19 protein-coding genes are annotated in these 22,870 nt (G+C 72.3%); 14 read left to right on the plus strand and 5 right to left on the minus strand.

Annotated features, from left to right (window positions below; translation table 11 throughout):
- The first annotated feature begins 34 nt into the window (after positions 1-34).
- On the plus strand, positions 35-838 hold the full coding sequence (locus AB0I68_RS18260; RefSeq protein WP_363178315.1) for an exodeoxyribonuclease III: 804 nt from the start codon (positions 35-37) through the stop codon (positions 836-838).
- Here the strand turns inward: AB0I68_RS18260 and AB0I68_RS18265 are convergent.
- Positions 820-1,476, minus strand: coding sequence for a MerR family transcriptional regulator (locus tag AB0I68_RS18265; RefSeq protein WP_363178316.1), 657 nt, complete (start codon positions 1,474-1,476; stop codon positions 820-822). The two genes, AB0I68_RS18260 and AB0I68_RS18265, sit on opposite strands and share 19 nt — an antisense overlap.
- A gap of 215 nt (positions 1,477-1,691) precedes the next feature.
- Here AB0I68_RS18265 and AB0I68_RS18270 point away from each other — a divergent pair, with 215 nt between their 5' ends.
- From AB0I68_RS18270 to AB0I68_RS18285, 4 genes are all read left to right on the plus strand, one after another.
- On the plus strand, positions 1,692-3,305 hold the full coding sequence (locus AB0I68_RS18270; RefSeq protein ID WP_363178317.1) for an NAD(P)/FAD-dependent oxidoreductase: 1,614 nt from the start codon (positions 1,692-1,694) through the stop codon (positions 3,303-3,305).
- Positions 3,302-4,216: an alpha/beta hydrolase gene (locus AB0I68_RS18275; RefSeq protein ID WP_363178318.1), complete on the plus strand. Its 915-nt coding sequence runs from the start codon at positions 3,302-3,304 to the stop codon at positions 4,214-4,216. Before AB0I68_RS18270 ends, AB0I68_RS18275 begins: the two co-directional genes overlap by 4 nt.
- Complete coding sequence (locus tag AB0I68_RS18280) at positions 4,213-5,106, plus strand: SDR family oxidoreductase (protein WP_363178319.1); 894 nt, start codon at positions 4,213-4,215, stop codon at positions 5,104-5,106. The genes AB0I68_RS18275 and AB0I68_RS18280 overlap by 4 nt, the downstream gene beginning before the upstream one ends.
- 76 nt (positions 5,107-5,182) lie before the next feature.
- Positions 5,183-5,359, plus strand: a complete 177-nt coding sequence (locus AB0I68_RS18285) for a hypothetical protein (RefSeq protein ID WP_363178320.1) — start codon at positions 5,183-5,185, stop codon at positions 5,357-5,359.
- Positions 5,360-5,458: 99 nt separating this feature from the next.
- On the opposite strand, the gene AB0I68_RS18290 is transcribed toward AB0I68_RS18285, so the two are convergent.
- Positions 5,459-8,740, minus strand: a complete 3,282-nt coding sequence (locus tag AB0I68_RS18290; protein WP_363178322.1) for a S41 family peptidase — start codon at positions 8,738-8,740, stop codon at positions 5,459-5,461.
- A gap of 153 nt (positions 8,741-8,893) precedes the next feature.
- Between AB0I68_RS18290 and AB0I68_RS18295 the strand changes: the two genes are divergently transcribed.
- Together AB0I68_RS18295 and AB0I68_RS18300 are read left to right on the plus strand one after the other, a co-directional pair.
- A complete protein-coding gene (locus AB0I68_RS18295; RefSeq protein WP_363178324.1) occupies positions 8,894-9,484 on the plus strand; it encodes a TetR/AcrR family transcriptional regulator in 591 nt (196 codons plus the stop codon).
- Positions 9,485-9,600: 116 nt separating this feature from the next.
- The gene (locus AB0I68_RS18300) at positions 9,601-11,802 is read left to right on the plus strand and encodes an MMPL family transporter (RefSeq protein ID WP_363178325.1); all 2,202 of its coding nucleotides are present in this window, start codon (positions 9,601-9,603) and stop codon (positions 11,800-11,802) included.
- A gap of 58 nt (positions 11,803-11,860) precedes the next feature.
- On the opposite strand, the gene AB0I68_RS18305 is transcribed toward AB0I68_RS18300, so the two are convergent.
- Positions 11,861-12,280, minus strand: a complete 420-nt coding sequence (locus tag AB0I68_RS18305) for an SsgA family sporulation/cell division regulator (RefSeq protein WP_363178326.1) — start codon at positions 12,278-12,280, stop codon at positions 11,861-11,863.
- 181 nt (positions 12,281-12,461) lie between these two features.
- Between AB0I68_RS18305 and AB0I68_RS18310 the strand changes: the two genes are divergently transcribed.
- The 4 genes from AB0I68_RS18310 to AB0I68_RS18325 are packed head-to-tail and all read left to right on the plus strand — an operon-like array spanning position 12,462 to position 16,281.
- Complete coding sequence (locus AB0I68_RS18310) at positions 12,462-13,529, plus strand: energy-coupling factor ABC transporter permease (RefSeq protein WP_363178327.1); 1,068 nt, start codon at positions 12,462-12,464, stop codon at positions 13,527-13,529.
- 1 nt (position 13,530) lies between these two features.
- The gene (gene cbiQ, locus AB0I68_RS18315) at positions 13,531-14,304 is read left to right on the plus strand and encodes a cobalt ECF transporter T component CbiQ (RefSeq protein WP_363178328.1); all 774 of its coding nucleotides are present in this window, start codon (positions 13,531-13,533) and stop codon (positions 14,302-14,304) included.
- Positions 14,292-15,071 carry an ABC transporter ATP-binding protein gene (locus AB0I68_RS18320; protein ID WP_363178329.1) on the plus strand — a complete coding sequence of 260 codons (780 nt, stop codon included), beginning with the start codon at positions 14,292-14,294 and terminating at the stop codon, positions 15,069-15,071. The genes cbiQ and AB0I68_RS18320 overlap by 13 nt, the downstream gene beginning before the upstream one ends.
- Before the next feature lie 28 nt (positions 15,072-15,099).
- Positions 15,100-16,281, plus strand: coding sequence for a serine hydrolase domain-containing protein (locus AB0I68_RS18325; protein WP_363178331.1), 1,182 nt, complete (start codon positions 15,100-15,102; stop codon positions 16,279-16,281).
- 279 nt (positions 16,282-16,560) lie between these two features.
- Here AB0I68_RS18325 and AB0I68_RS18330 read toward each other — a convergent pair whose 3' ends face one another.
- Positions 16,561-18,201, minus strand: a complete 1,641-nt coding sequence (locus AB0I68_RS18330) for a penicillin-binding transpeptidase domain-containing protein (protein WP_363178332.1) — start codon at positions 18,199-18,201, stop codon at positions 16,561-16,563.
- 275 nt (positions 18,202-18,476) lie between these two features.
- Complete coding sequence (locus tag AB0I68_RS18335; RefSeq protein WP_363178365.1) at positions 18,477-20,228, minus strand: phospholipid carrier-dependent glycosyltransferase; 1,752 nt, start codon at positions 20,226-20,228, stop codon at positions 18,477-18,479.
- A gap of 105 nt (positions 20,229-20,333) precedes the next feature.
- Between AB0I68_RS18335 and rsmI the strand changes: the two genes are divergently transcribed.
- The 3 genes from rsmI (at position 20,334) to AB0I68_RS18350 (ending at position 22,790) form a co-directional block, all read left to right on the plus strand.
- The gene (rsmI, locus tag AB0I68_RS18340; RefSeq protein WP_363178333.1) at positions 20,334-21,230 is read left to right on the plus strand and encodes a 16S rRNA (cytidine(1402)-2'-O)-methyltransferase; all 897 of its coding nucleotides are present in this window, start codon (positions 20,334-20,336) and stop codon (positions 21,228-21,230) included.
- Positions 21,231-21,504: 274 nt separating this feature from the next.
- Positions 21,505-21,891 (plus strand): hypothetical protein, encoded by a 387-nt coding sequence (locus tag AB0I68_RS18345; RefSeq protein ID WP_363178366.1) that lies wholly within the window; start codon positions 21,505-21,507, stop codon positions 21,889-21,891.
- A 23-nt stretch (positions 21,892-21,914) separates the two neighbouring features.
- Entirely contained in the window at positions 21,915-22,790 is an 876-nt protein-coding gene (locus AB0I68_RS18350; RefSeq protein ID WP_363178334.1) for a TatD family hydrolase, read from the plus strand.
- The last annotated feature ends 80 nt before the right edge of the window (positions 22,791-22,870 follow it).

Here is a 22,870-nt window from a genome sequence, read left to right on the forward strand (position 1 = left end):
ACATCGTACGGAACGGTCCCGTTATGGTGCTGGGATGCTCACCGTGACCTCCGTGAATGTGAATGGGATCCGTGCCGCCGCCAAGAAGGGGTTCTCCCCGTGGCTGGCCGGGTCGGATGCCGATGTGGTCTGCCTCCAGGAGGTGCGGGCCGAGGAGGGCCAGATTCCGGAGGAGGTCCGGAAGCCCGGGGGCTGGCACACCGTGTTCGCGCCGGCCGCCGCCAAGGGGCGGGCCGGGGTCGCGCTCTACACGCGCCGCGAGCCCGAGCGGGTGCAGGTGGGATTCGGGAGCGAGGAGTTCGACGCGAGCGGGCGCTACCTCGAGGCGGATCTGCCCGGTGTGACGGTCGCCAGCCTGTACCTGCCCTCCGGTGAGGCCGGGACCGAGAAGCAGGACGAGAAGTACCGGTTCATGGCGGAGTTCCTGCCCTACCTTGCCGCGTTGAAGGTGCGCGCCGCCGGTGAGGGACGGGAGGTCGTCGTGTGCGGCGACTGGAACATCTGCCACCAGGAAGCCGATCTCAAGAACTGGAAGACCAACCGGAAGAGCGCCGGCTTCCTCCCCGAGGAGCGGGAGTGGCTCGGGAAGGTGTACGAGGAGGCCGGGTACGTGGACGTGGTCCGCAGCCTGCACCCCGACACCGAGGGGCCGTACTCCTGGTGGTCCTACCGAGGGCGGGCCTTCGACAACGACGCCGGGTGGCGGATCGACCTCCAGGTCACGACCCCGGGGCTGGCCGGCAAGGCCGTGAAGGCGTTCGTCGAGCGGGCCGAGACGCATCCGGAGCGCTGGTCCGACCACGCGCCCGTGACCGTGGTCTACGAGCTGGGGTCCTGAGCCCCCGATGCCAGGAGGCGGTCCATCGCCATGGTGAGCTCCGCCTCGACCACGCTCTTCGCCAGCGGGCGCAGCCGCGGCAGGGCCTCCTCCGTGAGGTGCGTGGAGATCAGCTCGGTGAACAGGGCCGCCATGGCGTCCGCGTGCTCGCGGACCCGGCGGCCCGTTTCGAGGACCGCGGAGAGCGGGACCCCCTCGCGGACCAGCGCCGAGGAGACGTCCAGCAGGCGGCGGCTGACGTGGACGATCTCGTCGCCGTCGGTGGCGAGGTAGCCGAGGTCGAGGGAGGCCGCCAGGTTCTCCGGGGTGACCTCGCCCTCGAAGTAGTCGGCGAGGGCCTCCGGCGTCAGGCGTACGGGGGTCTCCTCGGACCAGCCGATGCCGAGCAGCTCGCCGAGCTGGCCGACGTCGCGGCCGTTCTCGAACGCGGCGGTCAGCTCGGCGATGCCGCCGAGGGTGTGGCCGCGCTCCAGCAGGGCGGCGATGGTGCGCAGCCGGGCCAGGTGGTGGTCGTCGTACCAGGCGATCCGGCCCTCGCGGCGCGGCGGCGGGAGGAGCTTGCGCTCGCGGTAGAAGCGCAGGGTGCGGACGGGGATGCCGGCCGCCTCGGCCAGTTCCTCCGTACGGTATTCACGCACTGTCGTCCCTGCTTCCGTCTGTTCCACAGGCGAAGCCTATGGCGTACCGGCAGTAACTTTCCGGGCGCGACCTCTACCCATGAGTACGGAGCTGCTCTACTCTCCCGATTGTGCCAGTGATTGCTGGCAGTGTGGCGCTGTGGTTGTGACTGGGCTGGGCTGGGCTGGGACTGCGGAAGCGGAAGGCGGCGGGCATGGGTGGCACGGGTGGGGGCATGGGCGAGCGCAAACACGTACGAGTGGCGGTGATCGGGTCCGGGTTCGGCGGGCTGGGCGCGGCCGTACGGCTGCGGCGCGAGGGGATCACGGACTTCGTCGTCCTGGAACGGGCCGACTCCGTCGGCGGGACCTGGCGCGACAACAGCTATCCCGGGTGCGCGTGCGATGTTCCCTCCCACCTGTATTCGTTCTCGTTCGCCCCCAATCCCGACTGGCCGCGGACCTTCTCCGGACAGCCGGCCATCCGCGCGTACCTGGAGCACGTCGCCGACACCTTCGGGCTGCGCCCCCACATCCGGCTGAACTCCGAGGTCCGGATGATGCGCTGGGACGCCGACCGGCTGAGGTGGGAGATCGAGACCTCGGCCGGATCGCTTGCCGCGGATGTCGTCGTCTCCGCCACCGGGCCGCTGTCCGACCCGAAGACGCCGGAGATCCCCGGGCTCGCCGAGTTCTCCGGCAAGGTCTTCCACTCCGCGCGCTGGGACCACGACTACGACCTGCGCGGCAAGCGGGTCGCCATGATCGGCACCGGCGCCTCGGCCATCCAGATCGTGCCGGCCATCGCGCCCGACGTGGAGCGGCTCACGCTGTTCCAGCGGACCCCGCCGTGGGTGATGCCGCGCACCGACCGGGCCATCAGCGGCGCGGAGCGCTGGCTGCACCGCCAGCTGCCGTTCACCCGGGCGGCCCGCCGGGGCCTGCTGTGGGGGATCCGGGAGCTCCAGGTCAGCGCCTTCACCAAGCGGCCGAACCAGCTCGGGCTCATCGAGTCGCTGGCCAAGGCCAACATGGCGCGCTCGATCAAGGACCCGGCGCTGCTGGCCAAGCTGACGCCCTCGTACCGGATCGGCTGCAAGCGGATCCTGCTCTCCAGCGAGTACTACCCGGCGCTCGCCCGGCCGAACGTGGACCTGGTCGCCTCCGGGCTGAAGGAGGTCCGGGGCAACACGCTGATCGCCGCCGACGGGACCGGGACCGAGGTCGACGCGATCATCTTCGGCACCGGCTTCCACGTCACGGACATGCCGATCGCCGACCGGGTGGTGGGCGCGGAGGGGCGGACCCTCGCGGACCACTGGAAGGACGGGATGCAGTCGCTGCGCGGGGCGACGGCGGCCGGCTTCCCGAACTGGATGACGGTCATCGGCCCGAACACCGGGCTCGGGAACAGCTCGATGATCCTGATGATCGAGTCGCAGCTGAACTACATGGCGGACTACCTGCGCCAGCTGAACGTGCTGGGCGGGCAGGTCGCGCTCGCCGCCCGGCCGTCCGCCGTGAACCAGTGGAACCGGCAGGTCCAGGCCCGTATGGAGCGGACGGTGTGGAACACCGGCGGCTGCACCAGCTGGTACCTGGACGCCCAGGGGCGCAACACGACGGTCTGGCCGGGCACGACCGGCGAGTTCCGGAAGGAGACGCGGAGCGTGGACCTCTCCGAGTACGAGGTCGTCCGCCTTCGGGAGGGCGAGCCCGAGCCGGTCCCGGCCCAGGCCCCGGCCCGCACGAAGGCCGGGAGCAAGGCCGCCTCCGCCTCGGCCGCCTCCGCCTCCGCGGGCGCCGGCGCCGGCACCGGTACCGCCATCGCCGAGGAGGGTGCCGCGTGAGCCGGCCGGCGCACGTCACCTCCGGGCCGTACGCGCCGCCCGCCGCCCGGCGGGAGCTGGTCGCGGTCTCCGCCGACGGCTCCCGGCTGCACGTGGAGGAGCACGGGGACGAGGGCGCGCCGGCCGTGGTGCTCGCGCACGGCTGGACCTGTTCCACCGCGTTCTGGGCCGCGCAGATCCGGGAGCTCGCCAAGGACCACCGGGTCATCGCGTACGACCAGCGCGGACACGGGCGCAGCCCCGCCGCCTCCCGCTACGGCACCACCGCCCTCGCCGACGACCTGGTCGCCGTCCTGCGCGCCACCCTGGCCCCCGGCGAGCGGGCGGTCGTCGCCGGACACTCCATGGGCGGGATGACGATCATGGCCGCCGCCGGGCGGCCGGAGTTCGCCGAGCACGCCGCGGCCGCGCTGCTGTGCAGCACCGGCAGCGCCCGACTGGTCCCGGAGGCGCTGGTCGTGCCGCTCGGACCCGGGCGCGCGAGGACCCGTATCACCGGCGCGGTACTCGGCGCGCGCGCGCCGCTCGGACCCGTCACGCCGGTCGCCAAGCGGGTGCTGAAGTACGCCACGATGGGCCCCGGGTCCGCGCCCGACAAGGTCGAGGCCTGCGCCCGCATCGTGCACGCCTGCCCCACCGGGGTCCGGTACGCCTGGTCCGAGGTGCTGGCCGGGCTGGACCTGGAGGCGAACCTGGCGGCGCTCACCGTGCCGACCGCCGTCATCGGCGGCAAGAACGACCGGCTCACGCCGATCGTGCACGCCCGGGGGCTCGCCGCCGCGCTGCCGCACTGCGTGGGGCTGACCGAGCTGACCGGCATGGGACACATGACCCCGATCGAGGCCCCCGAGGCCGTCACCAACGCCGTGCGCGAGCTGACCGCGCACTTCTTGAAGGAGGTCACGCGGTGAGTGCGCACAGGAGTCTTGAAGGCCAGGTCGCCGTCGTCACCGGGGCCGCACGCGGAGTCGGCGAGCTCCTCGCCCGCAAGCTGTCCGCGCGCGGCGCGAAGGTGGCGCTGGTGGGCCTGGAGCCGGAGGCCCTCAAGGAGGTCTCCGAGCGGCTGCACACCGACAGCGGCCACTGGCACGCGGACGTCACCGACCACGAGGCCATGGCCCGGGTCGCGCAGGAGGTCAAGGAGCGCTTCGGCAAGGTCGACATCGTCGTCGCCAATGCGGGTGTGGCGGCCGGCGGGCCGTTCGCCGACTCCGACCCCGACGCCTGGCGCCGGGTGATCGAGGTCAACCTGATCGGCGGGGCCGTCACCGCCCGCGCCTTCCTCCCCCTACTCACGGAGAGCCGCGGCTACTTCCTGCAGATCGCCTCGCTCGCCGCGATCACCCCGGCGCCGATGATGACGGCGTACTGCGCCTCCAAGTCCGGCGTCGAGGCCTTCGCGCACTGCCTGCGCGCCGAGGTCGGCCACAAGGGCGTCAAGGTGGGCGTCGGCTACCTCTCCTGGACCGACACCGACATGGTGCGCGGCGCCGACCAGGACGAGGTCATGCGGGAGCTGCGCCGGCGGCTGCCCTGGCCGTCGAACCGCACGTACCCGCTGGGCCCGGCCGTGGACCGGATCGTGGCCGGCATCGAGCGGCGTTCGCCGCACGTGTACGCGCAGTGGTGGCTGCGCGGGATGCAGGGCGTGCGCGGCTACCTGCCCGGGATCATCGCGACCGTCGGGCAGCGGGAGATGAAGCGCTTCGAGCCCAGGCTGACGAGTGTCTCCAGGGGACTTGTGGGGGCCGGAGGGGCCGCCGACGAGAAGGAGCGCACGCAGGGCGCCGGGCGCCATTGATCGAAATGCGAGCTTTGTCCGGCCGTGCAAATCTGGTCGAGGCCCCGTCCCCCACACCCTTCCAGGAGTGAACAGCATGGGCATCAAGGACCAGTTCCAGGACAAGGCGAACGAGCTCAAGGACAAGACCAAGGCGGCCCAGCAGGGCGCCAAGGACGAAGCGTCCGAGCGCGGTGCGCAAGCCTCCGACCAGACCAAGAAGAAGAAGAAGGAAAAGGTCCACGACGAGCTCGACGACAACTGGGACTTCTGACGCCCGGACTTCTGATGCCGCAAGGGGCGCGCCCCGTCGCATTCACGACGGGGCGCGCCCCTTCCCCGTGCCCGTGTCCCTCGGCCTCGGCGGCGTGCCCTACGACCTCGGCGGCAGCTTCGGACGTCGCAGGTCCGGTACGTCCGCGTAGCCGGGCGGCACCGCCGCCGGCTCCTGCTCCAGCAGCTCCAGCGCCACGTGCACGGCATCGTCCAGCTGGGCGTGCCGCCCCTCCGCCCAGTCGAGCGGGGTGCGCAGGATCGCGAGGTCCGGCTCCACGCCGTGGTTCTCCACCGACCAGCCGTACTCCGGGAACCAGGCGGCGTTCATCGGCACCGTGATCACCGTGCCGTCGCCCAGGGTGTGCCGGCCGGTCATGCCGACCACCCCGCCCCAGGTGCGCTGGCCGATCACCGGGCCGAGCCCGAGCAGTTTGAAGGCCGCCGTGATCATGTCGCCGTCCGAGGAGGTCGCCTCGTCGGCCAGCGCCACGATCGGACCGCGGGGCGCGTTGGAGGCGTACGACACCGGCTGGGCGCCCCGCGTCAGGTCCCAGCCGAGGATCGAGCGGGTCAGCTTCTCCACGACCAGCTCGCTGATGTGCCCGCCCGCGTTGCCGCGTACGTCCACGATCAGCGCGGGCCGGGACATCTCCATCCGCAGGTCCCGGTTGAACTGCGCCCAGCCCGAGCCGCCCATGTCGGGGATGTGCAGGTAGCCGCACTTGCCGCCGCTGACCTCGCGGACCACCGCGCGCCGCTTGGACACCCAGTCCTGGTAGCGCAGCGGCCGCTCGTCGATCAGCGGCACCACCGCCACCCGCCGGGCCCGGCCCTCGCCCTCGGCGGGCTTGAAGGTCAGCTCGACCGTGGTGCCCCCGGCCGCCGAGAGCAGCGGATAGGGCCCGGCCAGCGGGTCCACCGGACGCCCGTCGACGTGGGTGAGCACGGCGCCCTCCCGGATGCCGGTGCCGGCGAGCGGGGAGCGGGCCTTGGAGTCGGAGGACTCGCCCGGCAGGATCCGCTTGAGCACCCAGCCCTCCTCGCGGGGCACGAGGTTGGCGCCGAGCAGCCCGATGGGCCGCTGGTAGTGCGGCGGGCCTTCGTTGCGGCGCGCGGGCGAGACGTACGCGTGCGAGGTGCCGAGTTCGCCGAGCACCTCGCGCAGCAGGTCCGCGAACTCGTCGGGCGAGGCGACCCGTTCGACCAGGGGGCGGTACTGGCGCAGCACCCCGTCCCAGTCGATGTCGCACATGTTCGGCTCCCAGAAGTACGCGCGGATCAGCCGCCCGGCCTCCTCGAAGGCCTGGCGCCACTCGGCGGCCGGGTCCACCTCGTGCAGGATGCGCCGCAGGTCCAGGTAGACGGTGGAGTCGCTGTCGCCGGACTCGGTCGCCGGGACCGCGCGCAGGTCCCCGTCGTCGTTGACGACGAGCCGGGTGCCGTCGCCGCTGACCGCGAACCAGTCCAGCCCGGAGGCCAGTTCGGTCTTGCGCGCCTTGGTGATCTCGAAGTGCTCCAGCGTCGGCTTGCCGCTGGTGTCGGTCGGGTTGGCGAAGGTCTCGCCGAGCGCACCCGAGATCGGCCAGCGCAGCCACACCAGTCCGCCGCCGTGCACCGGGTACAGGGCCGAGTACTTCGACGCCGTCACCGGGAACGGGGTGACCCGGCTCTCCAGCCCCTCCACCTCCACCATGACCGCACCGTCGCCCTCGGTGGTCTCGCCCTCGCCCGGGTCGAGTCCGCCCGCCGCCGGGCGGCCGTCGGGGGTGAACGCGAAGGGCGAGGGGGTCGCCGAGGACAGCGGCACCAGGTACGGGCGGCAGCCCAGCGGGAAGGACAGGTCGCCGGTGTGCACGTCGTAGACCGGGTCGAAACCGCGCCAGGACAGGAAGGCCAGGTAGCGGCCGTCGCGGGTGAAGACCGGGTGGTCGTCCTCGAAGCGGCCGTTGGTGACGTCCACGATCGCGCGCGCGCCGGGGCCGGAGATCCGGGCCATCTTGATCTGGCGCAGGGAGCGCCCGATGCCCGGGTGCGACCAGGTCAGCCAGGCCCCGTCGGGCGAGAACGCCAGGTCGGTGACGGGCCCGTTGATGGACCGGATCAGCTCGGTGACCTCACCGGTGGACTCCTCGCTCGCGTCGATGAGCAGCAGCCGCCCGTCGTTGGAGGCGATGGCGAGCCGCTCCCCGTCCGGATCGGAGAGCAGTTCCAGTACGCGGCCCAGCTCGCCGGAGGCCAGCCTGCGCGGCTCCCGGTCCCCGGAGGCGCGCGGGAGGTAGGCGATCTCGATCGCGTCCTCGCCCTCCGCGTCCGTCACGTACGCGACCTGCCCGCTGCTGCCGAGCATCTCGGGCAGCCGCACCCGTACGCCCGGGGTGTCGGCGATGGTCCGGGCGGGCCCGTCGCGGTGGGTGAGCCAGTACAGGCTGCCGCGGACGACGACCGCGCTGGCCCGGCCGGTGGCGTCGACGGAGAGCGAGTCGACGTGGCTGGCGGCCGGGACCTGGTACGTACGGCGGCCCGCGCGGGGGCCGCCGAGGCGGACGTCGAGCCTGCGCGGGGCGGCGCCGGGCGACAGCGAGTCGACGAGCCAGAGGTCTCCGGCGCACTGGTAGACGATCCGCGAGCCGTCGCTGGAGGCGTGCCGGGCGTAGAACTCCTCGTGGTCGGTGTGCCGGCGCAGGTCGGTGCCGTCGGGCAGGCAGGAGTACAGGTTGCCGATGCCCTCGTGGTCGCAGAGGAAGGCGATCCGGCCGTTCACGAACATCGGCGCGTCGAGGTGGCCCTCGACGTGCTCCAGCAGCTGCTTCCCGTGCAGCCACAGCCGGCCGGTGGCGCCGCCGCGGTAGCGCTTCCAGGCGGCGGGCTCGTGCGGGGGCTTGCCGGTCAGCAGCAGGGTGCGCCGCTCGCCCCCCGGCTCCTCGTGGACCGCGATGTCGGAGACCGGGCCCCAGGGGAGCCTGCCGCCGGGGGATCCGTCGGTGGGCAGGCTGTAGGCCCACGCGTAGTACGAGAACGGCTGCCCGTGCGAGGACACGGCGAGGATGTCGCTGCGGCCGTCCTTGTCGGGCGGGGTCCAGCCGCAGACCCGGGTGTCGGTGGCGCCCCAGTAGCTGAGCCGGAGGGCCGGGCCGCCGGCCACCGGGGCGAGGTGGACCTCGGGATCGAGGCTGCGCCAGGTGGTGAAGGCGATGTGCCGGCCGTCGGGGGAGAACCGCGGGTGGCCGACCCTGGTCCGGTCGACGGTGATCCGCCAGGCCCGGCCGGGGGTTTCGCCCTCGGGGACCAGCGGGGCGACCCAGAGGTCGTCCTCGGTGGCGAAGCACAGCAGATCGTCGTGGAGGTGCGGGAAGCGGAGGTACGCGCCGTCGTGACTCACCCCACAATGCTTTCCGCGCCAAGGGGTGCTGGCAACTCGTACAGGTGATCCATGCCACTCGCGCAAACGAAACGGAACGGTTTCGTTTCGTTCGTGGTGGGGGTATCGTCGTAGGTGTACGGAACAGTTTCGTTCGGTCGGGAGGTGTCGGATATGTCCGAAGAGGTCTCGTCGCGGCGCAGCCGGATCACCCCCGAGCGGGAAGCCGAACTCCACGAGGCGGTCCTCGACCTCCTCCGCGAGGTCGGCTACGAGGCGCTGACCATGGATGCGGTCGCCGCCCGTACGAAGTCCAGCAAGGCCACCCTCTACCGCCAGTGGGGGAGCAAGCCCGAGCTGGTCGCCAAGGCCCTGCGGTGCACCCAGCCGATGTCCCTGCGGGAGATCGACACGGGCAGCCTGCGCGGGGACTTCGGGCTCATGGTCCAGCACTCCGACGACGCACAGATGGCGAAGGACACCGCGCTGATGCGGGGCCTGACCCATGCGGTCCACGAGAGCCCGGAGCTCCACAAGGCGCTGCGCGAACTGCTGGTCGACCCGGAGATCACCGGTCTCCAGGTGATGCTGCAGCGGGCCGTCGACCGGGGAGAGATCGCCCCGGACTGTCCGGCCCTTCCCTTCGTACCGCACATGCTCATCGGGGCGTTCATCGCGCTCCCGCTGATCGAGGACCGGTCCGTCGACCGCGCCTTCCTCGGTGAGTTCATCGACGCCGTGGTCTTCCCCGCCCTCGGCGTCTGAGTCTTCGCGTACTTCTTTCTGCTGCTCCTGACACGCCGCTCTCGTCGTCGGGCCGGCTTTCCACGCCCTGATCCATCCCGGATCCATCCCACGACCTGAACGGGAGAACCGCCTCCGTGGCTACCTTCCTCTACCGACTCGGCAGGGGCGCCTTCCGGCGCCGCGGCCTCGTCGCCCTCGTCTGGGTGGCGCTGCTGTTCGCCGCCGGCTTCGGCGCGGCGACGGCGTCAGCGCCCACCTCCGGATCGTTCTCGATACCCGGCACGGAGGCCCAGAAGGCCTTCGACGTGCTGGACGAGAAGTTCCCGGGCATGGCCGCCGACGGCGCCACCGCCCGCATCGTCGTCAAGGCGCCCGCGGGCGCCTCGGTCAACGACCCGAAGAACAAGACCGAGGTCGAGAAGATCGTCTCCGGCCTGAAGGACGGCCCGGGCAAGGCCCAGGTCGCCTCGGTCTCCGACCCGTACCAGGCCCAGGCGGTGAGCCAGGACGGCTCCACCGCGTACGTCAGCGTCAAGTACACCGTCAGCGGCATGGAGCTGAAGGACGAGACGCGCGACGCGCTCAAGGACTCCGGCACCGCGGCCAAGGACGCCGGGCTCACCGTCGAGATCGGCGGCGACGCCCTGATGACGGCCCCCGAGACGGGCTCCGGCGAGATCGTCGGCATCCTCATCGCGGCGATCGTGCTGGTCATCACCTTCGGCTCGCTGATCGCGGCCGGGCTGCCGCTGCTGACCGCGCTGATCGGCGTGGGCATCGGCGTCTCCTCCATCACCGCGCTCGCCAACGTGCTGGACCTCGGCACCACCACCTCCACCCTCGCGATGATGATCGGCCTCGCGGTCGGCATCGACTACGCGCTCTTCATCGTCTCCCGCTACCGCGTGGAGCTCGCCGAGGGCCGGGAGCGGGACGAGGCCGCGGGCCGGGCCGCCGGAACCGCCGGCTCCGCCGTCGTCTTCGCCGGTCTCACCGTGGTCATCGCCCTCGTGGGCCTGGCCGTCGTCAACATCCCGATGCTGACCAAGATGGGCTTCGCGGCCGCGGGCACCGTGGTCATCGCCGTCCTCGTCGCCCTGACGCTGGTCCCGGCCATCCTGGGCTTCGCGGGGAAGAAGGTCCTGCCCGCCGGTACGAAGAGCAGGCTGTTCGGCAAGGGCAAGCCCGCCGGAGCCGAGCCCAAGGCCAACGGCGGCACCCGCTGGGCCCGCTTCGTCCTGCGCCGCCCGGTCATGGTGCTGCTCGTCGGCGTGATCGGCCTCGGCGCCATCGCGATCCCGGCGAGCAAGCTGGAGATGGGCCTGCCGGACGACGGCGCCCAGCCGGTCTCCACCACGCAGCGCAAGGCGTACGACCTGCTCTCCGAGGGCTTCGGCCCGGGCTTCAACGGCCCGCTGATGGTGGTCGTCGACGGCGACAAGAAGCTCGCCGACGAGACGGAGGCCCGGATCAAGGGCCTGGAGGGCGTGGCCGCGGTCATGCCGCCGACCCCGAACAAGGCCGGCGACGCCTCGGTGATCACGGTCGTCCCGAAGGACCGCCCGTCCTCGGTGGAGACCGAGAACCTGGTCCACACCATCCGCGACGGCAGCGGCGACGACGTCCTCGTCACCGGCGCGACCGCGATGAACATCGACTTCTCGCAGAAGATGAACGACGCGCTGGTGCCCTACCTGGCGCTCGTGGTCGGCCTCGCCTTCCTGCTGCTGATGCTGGTCTTCCGCTCCATCCTGGTCCCGCTCAAGGCGGCCCTCGGCTTCCTGCTCTCGGTGGTCGCCGCCCTCGGCGCGGTCGTCGCGGTCTTCCAGTGGGGCTGGCTCGGCTCGCTCTTCGGGGTGGAGCAGACCGGCCCGATCATGAGCATGATGCCGATCTTCATGGTGGGTGTCGTCTTCGGCCTGGCCATGGACTACGAGGTCTTCCTCGTCACCCGGATGCGCGAGGCGTACGTCCACGGCGAGCGCCCGGGCCAGGCCATCGTGACCGGCTTCCAGTACAGCGCGCGGGTGGTCGTGGCCGCCGCCGTCATCATGATCGCGGTGTTCTCGGGTTTCATCGGCGCCAGCGAGCAGATGATCAAGATGATCGGCTTCGGTCTCGCCATCGCCGTCCTCTTCGACGCCTTCGTCGTCCGTATGACGATCGTCCCGGCCGTGCTCGCGCTGCTCGGCCACAAGGCCTGGTGGCTGCCGGGCTGGCTGGACCGGCTGCTGCCCAACGTGGACGTGGAGGGCGAGAGCCTGCGCAAGCACCTCGAAGGCGCCGGCGGCTCCCCGGAGGGCCCGGACAAGGACCGCGAGCTGGTCAACGCCTGACCCGTACCCCCGGTCGGCCCGGCCCCGCACCCGATCACCGGGTGCGGGGCCGGGCCTGTTACGCCTTCCGGGTGACGGAGGCGTTGGCGCGGCGCAGGAAGCGGCGCAGCGCGGCGATGTCGAACTGGATCACCGCGACGCCCTCGGGGGAGTGGAACTCGACGACCGCCTGGACGCGGCCGCAGGGCCAGACGCGTACGTCGCCGGTGCCGCTCGGGGCCTGCAGGCCTGCCTCGAGGAGAGCCCGGGGGAAGACCCACTCGTTCTCGGTGCCCTCGGGGGAGAGGCCGGCGGGGAAGACGATCCGTACGGCGAGCGGCTCGGCGGGGGCGAAGCGCAGGGCGACGGGGATCTTCCGGTAGAGCGGGTCGTCGCTGATCACGCGGGCGGTGACGCGCTCTTCTACGGCAGCGGCGACGGGTGTGGCGACGGCGGTGGCGGATGCGGTCGCGGGGGGATTCTCGGCGGTGGCTGACACGACAAGACTCCTCTAATCGGGTCATACAAGTCCGTATTGACCCCAGCCTCGCACATTCCCACGAATCCGCGCGGCTGCATTTGTGCGGTGGACGTTCTTGCCAAGGGTTTGCAATAGGGCACTATTCTTGAGCGGCTAAAGATTTTGTCAGCTCAAACACCGCAGGAAGCGGAGCAGCCCCATGCATGTGCCCGACGGCTTCATCGACGCCCCCGTCTCCATGGCGGCAGGTGTCGCCGCCGCAGGCGCGGTGGCCGTCAGCCTCCGCGGCGCCCGCCGAGAGCTCGACGAGCGGGCGGCGCCGCTCGCCGGACTCGTCGCCGCGTTCATCTTCGCCGTCCAGATGCTGAACTTCCCGGTCGCCGCAGGCACCAGCGGACACCTGCTGGGCGGGGCGCTCGCCGCGATCCTCGTCGGCCCCTGTACGGGCGTGCTCTGCGTGTCCGTGGTGCTGCTCATGCAGGGCGTCCTGTTCGCCGACGGCGGGCTGACCGCCCTCGGCGTCAACGTCATGAACATGGCCGTCGTGACCGTCGTCGTCGCCTACGCCGTCTTCCGCGGGCTGCTGAAGCTCCTGCCCGACACCCGGCGCTCGGTCACCGTCGCCGCCTTCGCCGGAGCACTGCTCTCGGTGCCCGGCGCGGCCGTCATGTTCACCCTCCTGTACGCCCTCGGCGGCACCACCGACGTCCCGCTCGGCAAGGTGTTCACCGCCATGGTCGGCGTGCACGTGCTGATCGGCATCGGCGAGGCCGTCATCACCGCCGCGACCGTGGGCGCCGTCCTGGCCGTACGGCCGGACCTGGTGCACGGGGCGCGCGGGCTGGCCGCGCCGCTGAAGCTGCGCGTCGGCGGCGAGCTGGTCGACGCCCCCGCGGCCGCCCCGGCCGCCGCGCCCGTGGCCGCCCGGTCCACCAAGCCCGTGTGGATCACCGGCCTGGTCACCGCCCTCGTGCTCGCCGGCTTCGTCTCCTTCTACGCCTCCGCCAGCCCCGACGGCCTGGAGAAGGTCGCCGCGGACCAGGGCATCGACCAGAACGTGAAGTCGCACGCCGCCGCCGGCTCCCCGCTCGCCGACTACAGCGTCAGGGACATCGGCGACGCCCGCCTCTCCGGCGGCCTCGCCGGTGTCATCGGCGTCGGTGCGACCATCGCCGTCGGCACCGGGATCTTCTGGACCGTGCGCCGCCGCCGCGCGCAGGACCTGACCGCCGCCTCGACGGCCCCTTCCGCGCCGACGGCGGTCTGAGGTGGGCGCGGGCCACGCCCACAAGCTGTACCGGCACGGGCACTCGCCGATCCACGCACTGCCGCCGCACTGCAAGCTCGCCGCGGCCTTCGCCTTCGTCGTGGCCGTCGTGTCCACACCGCGCGAGGCGGTGTGGGCCTTCGGGCTGTACGCCGTCCTCATCGCGGCGGTCGCGGCCGCGGCCCGGATCCCCGCCGGCTTCCTGCTGCGGCGGCTGCTGATCGAGGTTCCGTTCGTGGCCTTCGCCGTGCTCATGCCGTTCGTGGCGCAGGGCGAGCGGGTCAGCGTCAGTGTCGGCGGACTTGGGATGTCGCTCAGCGTTTCCGGCCTGTGGGGCGCCTGGAACGTGCTGGCCAAGGGCACGCTCGGGGTCGCCGCGTCCGTCCTGCTCGCCTCGACCACCGAACTGCGGGCGCTGCTGCTCGGGCTCCAGCGGCTGAAGCTGCCGCCGCTGCTCGTGCAGATCGCCTCCTTCATGATCCGGTACGGCGACGTCATCATCGACGAGCTGCGCCGGATGTCGATCGCCCGGCGCTCGCGCGGCTTCGAGGCCAGCGGCATCCGGCACTGGGGGGTGCTGGCCAAGACCGCCGGAGCCCTGTTCATCCGCTCCTACGAGCGCGGTGAGCGGGTCCACCTCGCGATGGTCAGCCGCGGCTACGCCGGCTCGATGCCGGTGATCGACGAAGTCGTGGCCACCCGCGCCCAGTGGGCGTACGCGGCCGTACTCCCGGCGACGGCGCTCGCCGTCTGTCTGATGGGATGGACCCTGTGACTCCTGCGCCCTCTCCCGCTTCCCCCGCTTCTCTCGAGGTGTCCGGCCTCGCGTACGCCTACCCGGACGGGCACCAGGCCCTCTTCGGTGTGGACCTGACCGTCGGACAGGGCGAGCGGGTGGCCCTGCTCGGCCCGAACGGCGCGGGCAAGACCACGCTGGTGCTGCACCTCAACGGGATCCTCGGCGGCGGGGTCGGCACCGTGGCGGTCGCCGGGCTGCCGGTCGAGAAGCGGAACCTCGCCGAGATCCGGCGCCGGGTCGGCATCGTCTTCCAGGACCCGGACGACCAGCTGTTCATGCCGACCGTGCGCGAGGACGTGGCCTTCGGTCCGGCGGCCGCCGGCATGCGGGGAGCGGAACTGGAGACGCGGGTCCGCGAGGCCCTGGAACAGGTCGGCATGGAGGGCTTCGCGGACCGGCCGCCGCACCACCTGTCGTTCGGACAGCGCCGGCGGGTCGCGGTGGCGACCGTGCTGGCCATGCGGCCGGAGATCCTGGTCCTGGACGAGCCCTCGTCCAACCTGGACCCGGCGTCGCGGCGCGAGCTCGCGGACATCCTGCGCTCGCTGGACGTGACGGTGCTGATGGTGACCCACGACCTGCCGTACGCGCTGGAGCTGTGCCCGCGCTCCGTGATCCTCAGCGAGGGCGTCATCGCGGCCGACGGGCGCACGCAGGACCTGCTGTGCGACGAGGAGCTGATGCGGGCCCACCGGCTGGAGCTTCCGTTCGGCTTCGACCCCCGTTCGGTATCGGTGGCATAAGTCCGACCAGGCGATTGTTGGAGCGCTCGTGAACATCCAGGGTGAGGTGGCGGAGGACTTCAAGGCCGTCCGGGACGCTTTCGTACGCAACTTCGAGGTGCTCGGGGACCGGGGCGCGGCGGTGGCCGTGTACCGGGACGGCCGGAAGGTCGTGGACCTGTGGGCGGGCCCGAAGGATGTTGACGGCGGCGGCGGCGACGGCGGCGACGCGGGCGAGCCCTGGGCTGCCGGTACCGCGCAGGTGGTGCGCTCGGCCACCAAGGGCGTGGCCGCCGTCGTACCGCTGCTGCTGCACCAGCGCGGGCTGCTGGACCTGGACGCGCCGGTGGGTGCGTACTGGCCGGAGTTCAAGGCGGGCGGCAAGGAGCGGACGCTGGTCCGGGACCTGCTCGCGCACCGGGCCGGAGTGCCGGCGCTGGACGTGCCGCTGACCCCCGCCGAGGCGGCGGACGGGGTCTCCGGGGCGCGTGCCGTCGCCGGGCAGCAGGCCTTCTGGGAGCCGGGCTCCGCGCACGGCTACCACGCGCAGACGTACAGCTGGCTGCTGTCGGAGCTGGTGCTGCGGGCGACCGGGGCCTCGCTGGGCCAGTGGCTGGCGCAGGAGGTCACGGGCCCGCGGGGGCTGGAGTTCTGGATCGGCCTGCCGGAGGCGGAGTCGGCCAGGGTGGGCCGGGTGGGTCCGGTGGACCCGCCGGAGACGGCGGGGGGTCTTCGGACGCGGCCCCGGCGAAACGTTTCGGAGGCCTGGGCGGACCCGTCCTCGCTGACCCGGCGGGCGTTCGCGGCCATCACTCCGCTGCCGGACGAGAACGACCCCGGGTTCCGGGCGGCCGAACTCCCGGCGTCGGCGGGCATCGGCACGGCACGCGGCCTGGCCGGCCTGTACGCGGCCCTGCTGGGCGACACCGAGGACGGCACGCGGCTGTTCACCCCGGAGACGGTCCGGCTGGCGGGTACGGAGCTCTCGTCCGGGCCGGACCGGGTGCTGGTGGTCAACACGCGCTTCGGCCCGGGCTACATGCTGCACAGCCCGGCCTCGCCGCTGCTGTCCCCGGCCTCCTTCGGGCACCCGGGCCGTGGTGGCTCGCTGGCCTTCGCGGACGTGGAGGCGGGCATCGGCTTCGGCTACGTGACGAACGCCCATGCCAAGTCGGTCACCGCCGACCCGCGGGCACAGGCCCTGGTCCGGGCCGTCCAGGCCTCGCTCTGACGCGCCGGCGCACCGCCGCCCGGGGCCGGGTGCCGCTGCCGGGGCCCTGCTCCCCGCCCGGCCGCCCCTTCTCCGTGTCCCGGGCTGCGCCCGGACCTGCGCGCGGTGCCCCCGGCGGCCGCCGGGGGCGTGCGCCCCGGGCTCTCGCGACGCACACGCCGGCGGGGCCGGGATCGTGCCGCGGCGGGTCCGGAAAGCGCCGGGGCGGCGCCGGAATCGGCGGTCAGCCTTCGCGGACGTCGGTCAGGGTGGCGGCAGCGGCCCGCTGCGCGGGGCGCGTCAGGAGGCCGACAGCACCGCCGCCACGATCGGGCCCGCCGCGTCGCCGCCGTGACCGCCGGCCTCGACCATCGCCGCCGCGGCCACGTCATCGCTGAAGCCGGTGAACCAGCTGTCCGGGCTTCCCGCGCCGTCGACCTCCGCCGAGCCGGTCTTGGCGCCCTTGTCGCCGCCGACCGAGGACATCGCGCCCGCGCCCGTTCCGCTGGTCGCCGTCAACCGCATCATCGAGACCAGCTGCCGCTGCACCGACGGCTTCATCGAGCGCGCCGCCGCCGCGACCGGCCGGTTGTCGAGCTCCGGCGAGACCAGCAGCGGCTGGTGGAACCGGCCCGTGCGCGCCGTCGCCGTGATCGAAGCGATGTTCAGCGGGTTCATGGTGACGTGGCCCTGGCCGATGTACTCGGCCGCCGCCTCCGCGCCCGAGGCCGCGGGGACCTTGCCGTCGACGGACTTGATGCCGGTCTTCCAGTCCAGGCCGATGCCGAAGACCTCGGTGGCTTCCCTGGACAGCGCCGAGTCGTCCTTGACGTCGTCGATCTGCTTGATGAAGGCGGTGTTGCAGGACTTGGCGAAGCTGGTCGCGAACGTCGCCCCGGGCAGTTCGAAGTTGTTCAGGTTGTGGAAGGAACGGCCGCCCCAGGAGGCCTCCTTGACGCACTCGGCCGGCTTGTCGGCCGCAGCCTTGCCCCGGTCGATCAGCATCGCCGCCGTCATGATCTTCAGCGTCGAGCCGGGCGCCCGCGCCCCCTGCATCGCCGCGTTGTAGCCGTCCTTGCGGTGGTTGGCGACGGCCAGGATCTGCCCGCTGCTCGGCTGGACGGCCACGACCGAGGACTCCGGGTACTTGGCCACCGCCTTCTCCGCGGCCGCCTGCACGCCCGCGTCCAGGTACGTCTTGAGCGTGCTCGGCTCGCCCTCCACCAGGGTCAGCAGCGTCCGCTTCGCGCCGTCCTGCGCGGCCGGCTCGATCCACAGCTCCGCGCCGGGTTTGCCGCCCGCCTTGCTGCCGTACGTCTGCCGCAGCTCGTCGAGGACCGGCCGCAGCGACGGGTACTTCTCCGCCGAAAGCTCCTCGCCCCTGCGGTCCACGGCCTTGACCGGCGGGCTGGCCGGCGCCCCCGCGCGCAGCCGCTCGCCCTTCTGGAGCTGCGGGTGGAGGACGGAGGGCTGCCAGTCGACGAGCGGCTTCCCGCTGTCGACGCCGCGTACGACGGTGAGCCGGGAATCGTAGGCGAAGGGCTTGGTGGTGCCCTCGTAGGTGATCTCGGCCTCGACCTTGAAGGGCACGGTGGTGCCCTCCTGGGTGCCGGGGGTGATCACGGCCTTGGACACGTACGCCTTGGCCTTGAAATCGGCCACCGCGGTCTGCGCGGCCGTCGGGTTGTTGGTCAGGTCGCCGGCCGCGCGCGCGTCCCCGGCCGCCCAGGCGGCCAGGAAGCCCTTGGCGGCCGCGGCGCTCTCCTTGTCGGTGACGGGCCCGCTGCCCTTCTGGGACTGGACGGCGGTGCCGCCGCCCTTGCCGTCGTCGCCACCGCCTCCGCCGCTGTCCGCGATCAGCGTGTGCACCCCGTACCCGGCCCCGCCGACCATCGCGAGAAACACCCCGCCGACGATGGCACCCTTCGCCGCCCCGTTCACGTACTTCCCCTCCCCAGGAGCCACAGTTCCCTGAACATGTTCAAAGAACTCCAGGTGCAGACCTTACGCTGTGCGAGTGAATGAAGTACAGCTTGTTACCGGACCGGAACGCCTCGGATCCAGCCGTCCGCTCCTCGAGAGCACGTGAGTCGGATCACCGGCGGCGGCTTCCGGGGTCGTCGGGCGCGCCTGGGCGGCGAAGTCCGCGGGGGCGGGCGCAGGCGCAACGACCGGGAGGGCGGGACCGCCGGTCCCGCCCTCCCGTCGTTTCGCTGCTAGACCCAGGTGTCCAGCCACATGCGGCCGCGCCAGGAGTCCATCGGGACGGGCTGGCCCGTGTAGACCGGCCAGAAGTAGATGAAGTTCCAGATGATCAGCAGCACCAGGACGCCCGCCGCGATCGCGCCCAGCGCCCGCCTGCGCTCCGTCGAGCCCGATGGGCCCAGCAGGGCGCCGATCATCATCGCCACCGCCAGGCACAGGTACGGGACGAAGACCACCGCGTAGAAGAAGAAGATCGTCCGTTCCTGGTAGTTGAACCAGGGCAGCAGGCCCGCACCCAGCGCGCACGCGATCGCGCCCGCCCGCCAGTCGCGGCGGAAGAACCACCGCCACAGCACGTACAGCAGCGCGAAGCAGCCCGCCCACCACAGCAGCGGGGTGCCCAGGGCCAGCACCTCGCGGGCGCACTTGCCCGCCGCCGTCGCCGGGCAGCCGTCCGTACCGGGGTCGGGGGACTCGTAGAAATAGGAGACGGGACGGCCCAGGACCAGCCAGCTCCACGGGTTGGACTCGTACGTGTGGCCCGAGGTCAGGCCGACGTGGAACTTGTAGACCTCGGTCTCGTAATGCCACAGGCTGCGCAGCCACTCCGGCAGGAACGACAGCGAGCTCCCCTGGTCGTTCTTGGCGGCCCAGTCGCGGAAGTACCCCCCCTTGCCGTTGTCCGGGCTCAGGATCCAGCCCGTCCACGAGGCCAGGTACACCGCGACCGCCACCGGCACCGTGGACAGGAAGCCCGGCAGCGCGTCGCGGCGCAGCATCGCCGCGTACGGGGCGCCCGCGCCCGCGGTGCGGCGCGCGGCCGCGTCCCACAAGACGGTCAGCACGCCGAAGAAGGCCAGCACGACCAGGCCGTTCCACTTCGTGCCGAAGGCCAGGCCCAGGCAGACGCCCGCCAGGATCCGGTACGGGCGCCAGCCCAGCCGCAGCGTCTCGGCGACGGTGACGTCCGGGCGGGTGCGGCCCTCGTCGTCCACCGGGAGCGCGGCCGCAAGTCTGGCCCGCGCCCTGTCCCGGTCGACGAGCAGCGCCCCGAACGCGGCCAGCACGAAGAACATCAGCACCAGGTCGAGCAGCGCGGTCCGGCTCATCACCAGGTGCAGGCCGTCCACCGCGAGCAGCGCGCCCGCCAGGCAGCCCAGGAAGGTGGAGCGGAACAGGCGGCGCCCGATCCGGCACAGCATCAACACCGACAGGGTGCCGAGCAGGGCCGTCATGAACCGCCAGCCGAACGGCGTGAAGCCGAACATCCACTCGCCGAGCCCGATGACCCACTTGCCGACCGGCGGGTGCACGACGTAGCCGGGGTCCAGCGGGAGGGCCACCCCGTCGGGGTTGGCGAGGATCGACTTGTCGATGTCCTTGGGCCAACTCGCCTCGTAGCCCTGCCGGATCGTGGCCCAGGCGTCCTTGGCGTAGTACGTCTCGTCGAATATCACCGCCTTCGGGCTGCCCAGGTGCACGAAGCGCAGCACCCCGGCCACCAGCGCCACCAGCACCGGCCCGGCCCACGCCAGCACGCGCTGCCAGGCCCCCGCCGCGGAGAACGGGATCCCGAGCGCCGTCCACAGCTGGTCGGAGGGCTGGGCGTACGGGGGCACCAGGCGGGTGCGGACGTCCGGGCGCGGGTCGTCGGCGGGCGGCGCGTAGCCGAAGCCGCGCAGGCGGCGCAGCCAGGTGGACGGCTGTTCTTCGCGCCCCGCCGGAGGGGCGGGCGGGGCCCCCGCGGGGCTGGGCGGCGGCATCGCGGTACTGGTCACCGGGTCATCGTAGGGAACGCACCTGTGCGAACCCCAGTGCCGGGGACCGCCGGAGCGTGTGCCAGGTGGGACGGCTGAGAGGATGGACGGGTGACGACTGACCAGCTTCCCGGCTCCGAAACCTCCTCTTCCGCAGGCGTGCTCGTGCTCGCAGGCACCCCGATCGGCGATCTCGCCGACGCCCCGCCCCGGCTCGCCGCCGAGCTCGAGCGGGCCGACGTGGTCGCCGCCGAGGACACCCGGCGGCTGCGCCGGCTGACCCAGGGGCTCGGCGTGCACACCACCGGGCGCGTCGTCTCGTACTTCGAGGGCAACGAGTCGGCGCGCACCCCGGAGCTGGTCGAGGCGCTGGAGCAGGGCAAGCGGGTGCTGCTGGTGACCGACGCCGGCATGCCGTCCGTCTCCGACCCCGGCTACCGGCTGGTCGCCGCCGCCGTGGAGAAGGACATCAAGGTCACCGCCGTGCCCGGGCCGTCCGCGGTGCTCACCGCGCTCGCCCTGTCGGGGCTGCCGGTGGACCGCTTCTGCTTCGAGGGGTTCCTGCCGCGCAAGGCGGGCGAGCGCCTCGGCCGGCTCCGCGAGGTCGAGGGCGAGCGCCGCACCCTCGTCTACTTCGAGGCCCCGCACCGGCTCGACGACACCCTCGCAGCGATGGCCGAGGTCTTCGGCGCCGACCGGCGGGCCGCCGTGTGCCGCGAGCTGACCAAGACGTACGAGGAGGTCAAGCGCGGCGGGCTCGGCGAGCTGGCGGCCTGGGCCGCCGAGGGCGTGCGCGGGGAGATCACCGTCGTCGTGGAGGGCGCCCCGGCGGCCGGGCCCGGCGACGTGGACGCCGAGGAGCTGGTGCGCAGGGTACGGGTGCGCGAGGAGGCCGGGGAGCGGCGAAAAGAAGCCATTGCGGCCGTCGCGGCCGAGGCCGGAGTACCCAAGCGGGAGGTCTTCGACGCGGTCGTCGCGGCAAAGAATGCGGCTCAAAAGGTGCTCTAAGACGGTAAAGAGCTAACCTGAAAAGCAAAGCTCAGACCGCGCACCGGGCGCTTTGGGCATGAGTCGCCCAAAGGCCGTCCAACAGTAGACAGGGCCTGATGCGCTCCCGCCCGAAGAGGCGTCCACTGGCAATGGCACCAGTGGAACAAGAGGAGCTGGCATGAGTGAGATCGCAGACACCTCGGTACCCGTACCCGTACCCGCGCCCGCAGTACCCGTCTCCGTGCCCACCCCCGGTGTGCACACCGTGCACGAGGCCTACTCCTTCGCGTGCATGAAGTGCGGGTACGCCTGGGAGCAGGGCTACGAGATCGAGCACCACGTCGACGGCAAGGGCCAGCCCTTCATCATCTACACCGTCAAGGGCGAGCGGGTCCCCTCCCCGCTGTCGAACCCGACCTGCCACAACTGCGGCGGGCACGTGGTGCGGATCATGCGGGAAGGCCAGGTGTCCTCGGTGCTCGGCACGATCGACAAGCTCTACCACCACCGCATCTCGCCCGGGATCGCAGGCCCGGTGCCGGCCGGCGCGAACGTCCCGCGGGCTCCGAAGCAGCGCAAGACCCCGCAGCACGACGCGCCCGGGCCCGTCCCGGTGGACGACGGCGCGGAGCGCGGGGGCTGGCTCTCCCGGCTGATGAGGATCTTCCGCCGGTCATAGATCCCGGTCATAAGATCGGCCGTATGAGCACTGCCTCCAAGGACACCCCGCCGCCGCTGCCCGAACCCCTCCGGGTCGCGGTGGCGGACTCCCACACCCATCTGGACATGCAGGGCGGCACCGTCGAGGAGGGCCTCGCCAAGGCCGCCTCGGTCGGGGTGACCACCGTCGTCCAGGTGGGCTGCGACGTGAAGGGGTCCCGCTGGGCGGCCGAGACGGCCGCCGCGTACGAGAACGTCCACGCGGCCGTGGCCCTTCACCCGAACGAAGCCCCCCGCATCGTCCACGGGGACCCCGACAGATGGTCCCGGCAGGGCGTGCGGGCCGGGGGCGGCGAGGCCGCGCTCGACGAGGCGCTGGCCGAGATCGAGGAGCTCGCGAAGCTCGCGCACGTCAAGGCCGTCGGCGAGACCGGGCTCGACTACTTCCGCACCGGGCCCGAGGGGATGGCGGCGCAGGAGCGTTCCTTCCGCGCGCACATCGAGATCGCGAAGCGGCAGGACAAAGCCCTTGTCATCCACGACCGCGAGGCCCACGCCGACGTGCTGCGCATCCTGCGCGAGGAGGGCGCGCCCGCGCGGACGGTGTTCCACTGCTACTCCGGGGACGCCGGGATGGCGCGCGAGTGCGCCGCCGCCGGGTACTACATGTCGTTCGCCGGGACCGTGACGTTCAAGAACGCCCGGCCGCTGCGCGAAGCCCTCGAGGTGGCCCCGCTGGAGCTGGTGCTCGTCGAGACGGACGCCCCGTACCTCACCCCGGCGCCGTACCGCGGACGGCCCAACGCGCCGTACCTCATTCCGCTGACCGTACGGGCGATGGCGGCGGTGCGGGGGATCGGCGAGGACGCGATGGCCACCGCCCTGGCGGCGAACACGGCGCGCGCCTTCGACTACTGAGTCCGCCCGCCCGTGCGACACGCAGGGTAGCCGTCCGGCTTTGGCGAGTGACGGGCGCTCCGCTAGGGTGCCGTGCCCGA

The sequence above is a fragment of the Streptomyces sp. NPDC050448 genome (assembly GCF_040655295.1).
Taxonomy (GTDB): Bacteria; Actinomycetota; Actinomycetes; order Streptomycetales; family Streptomycetaceae; genus Streptomyces.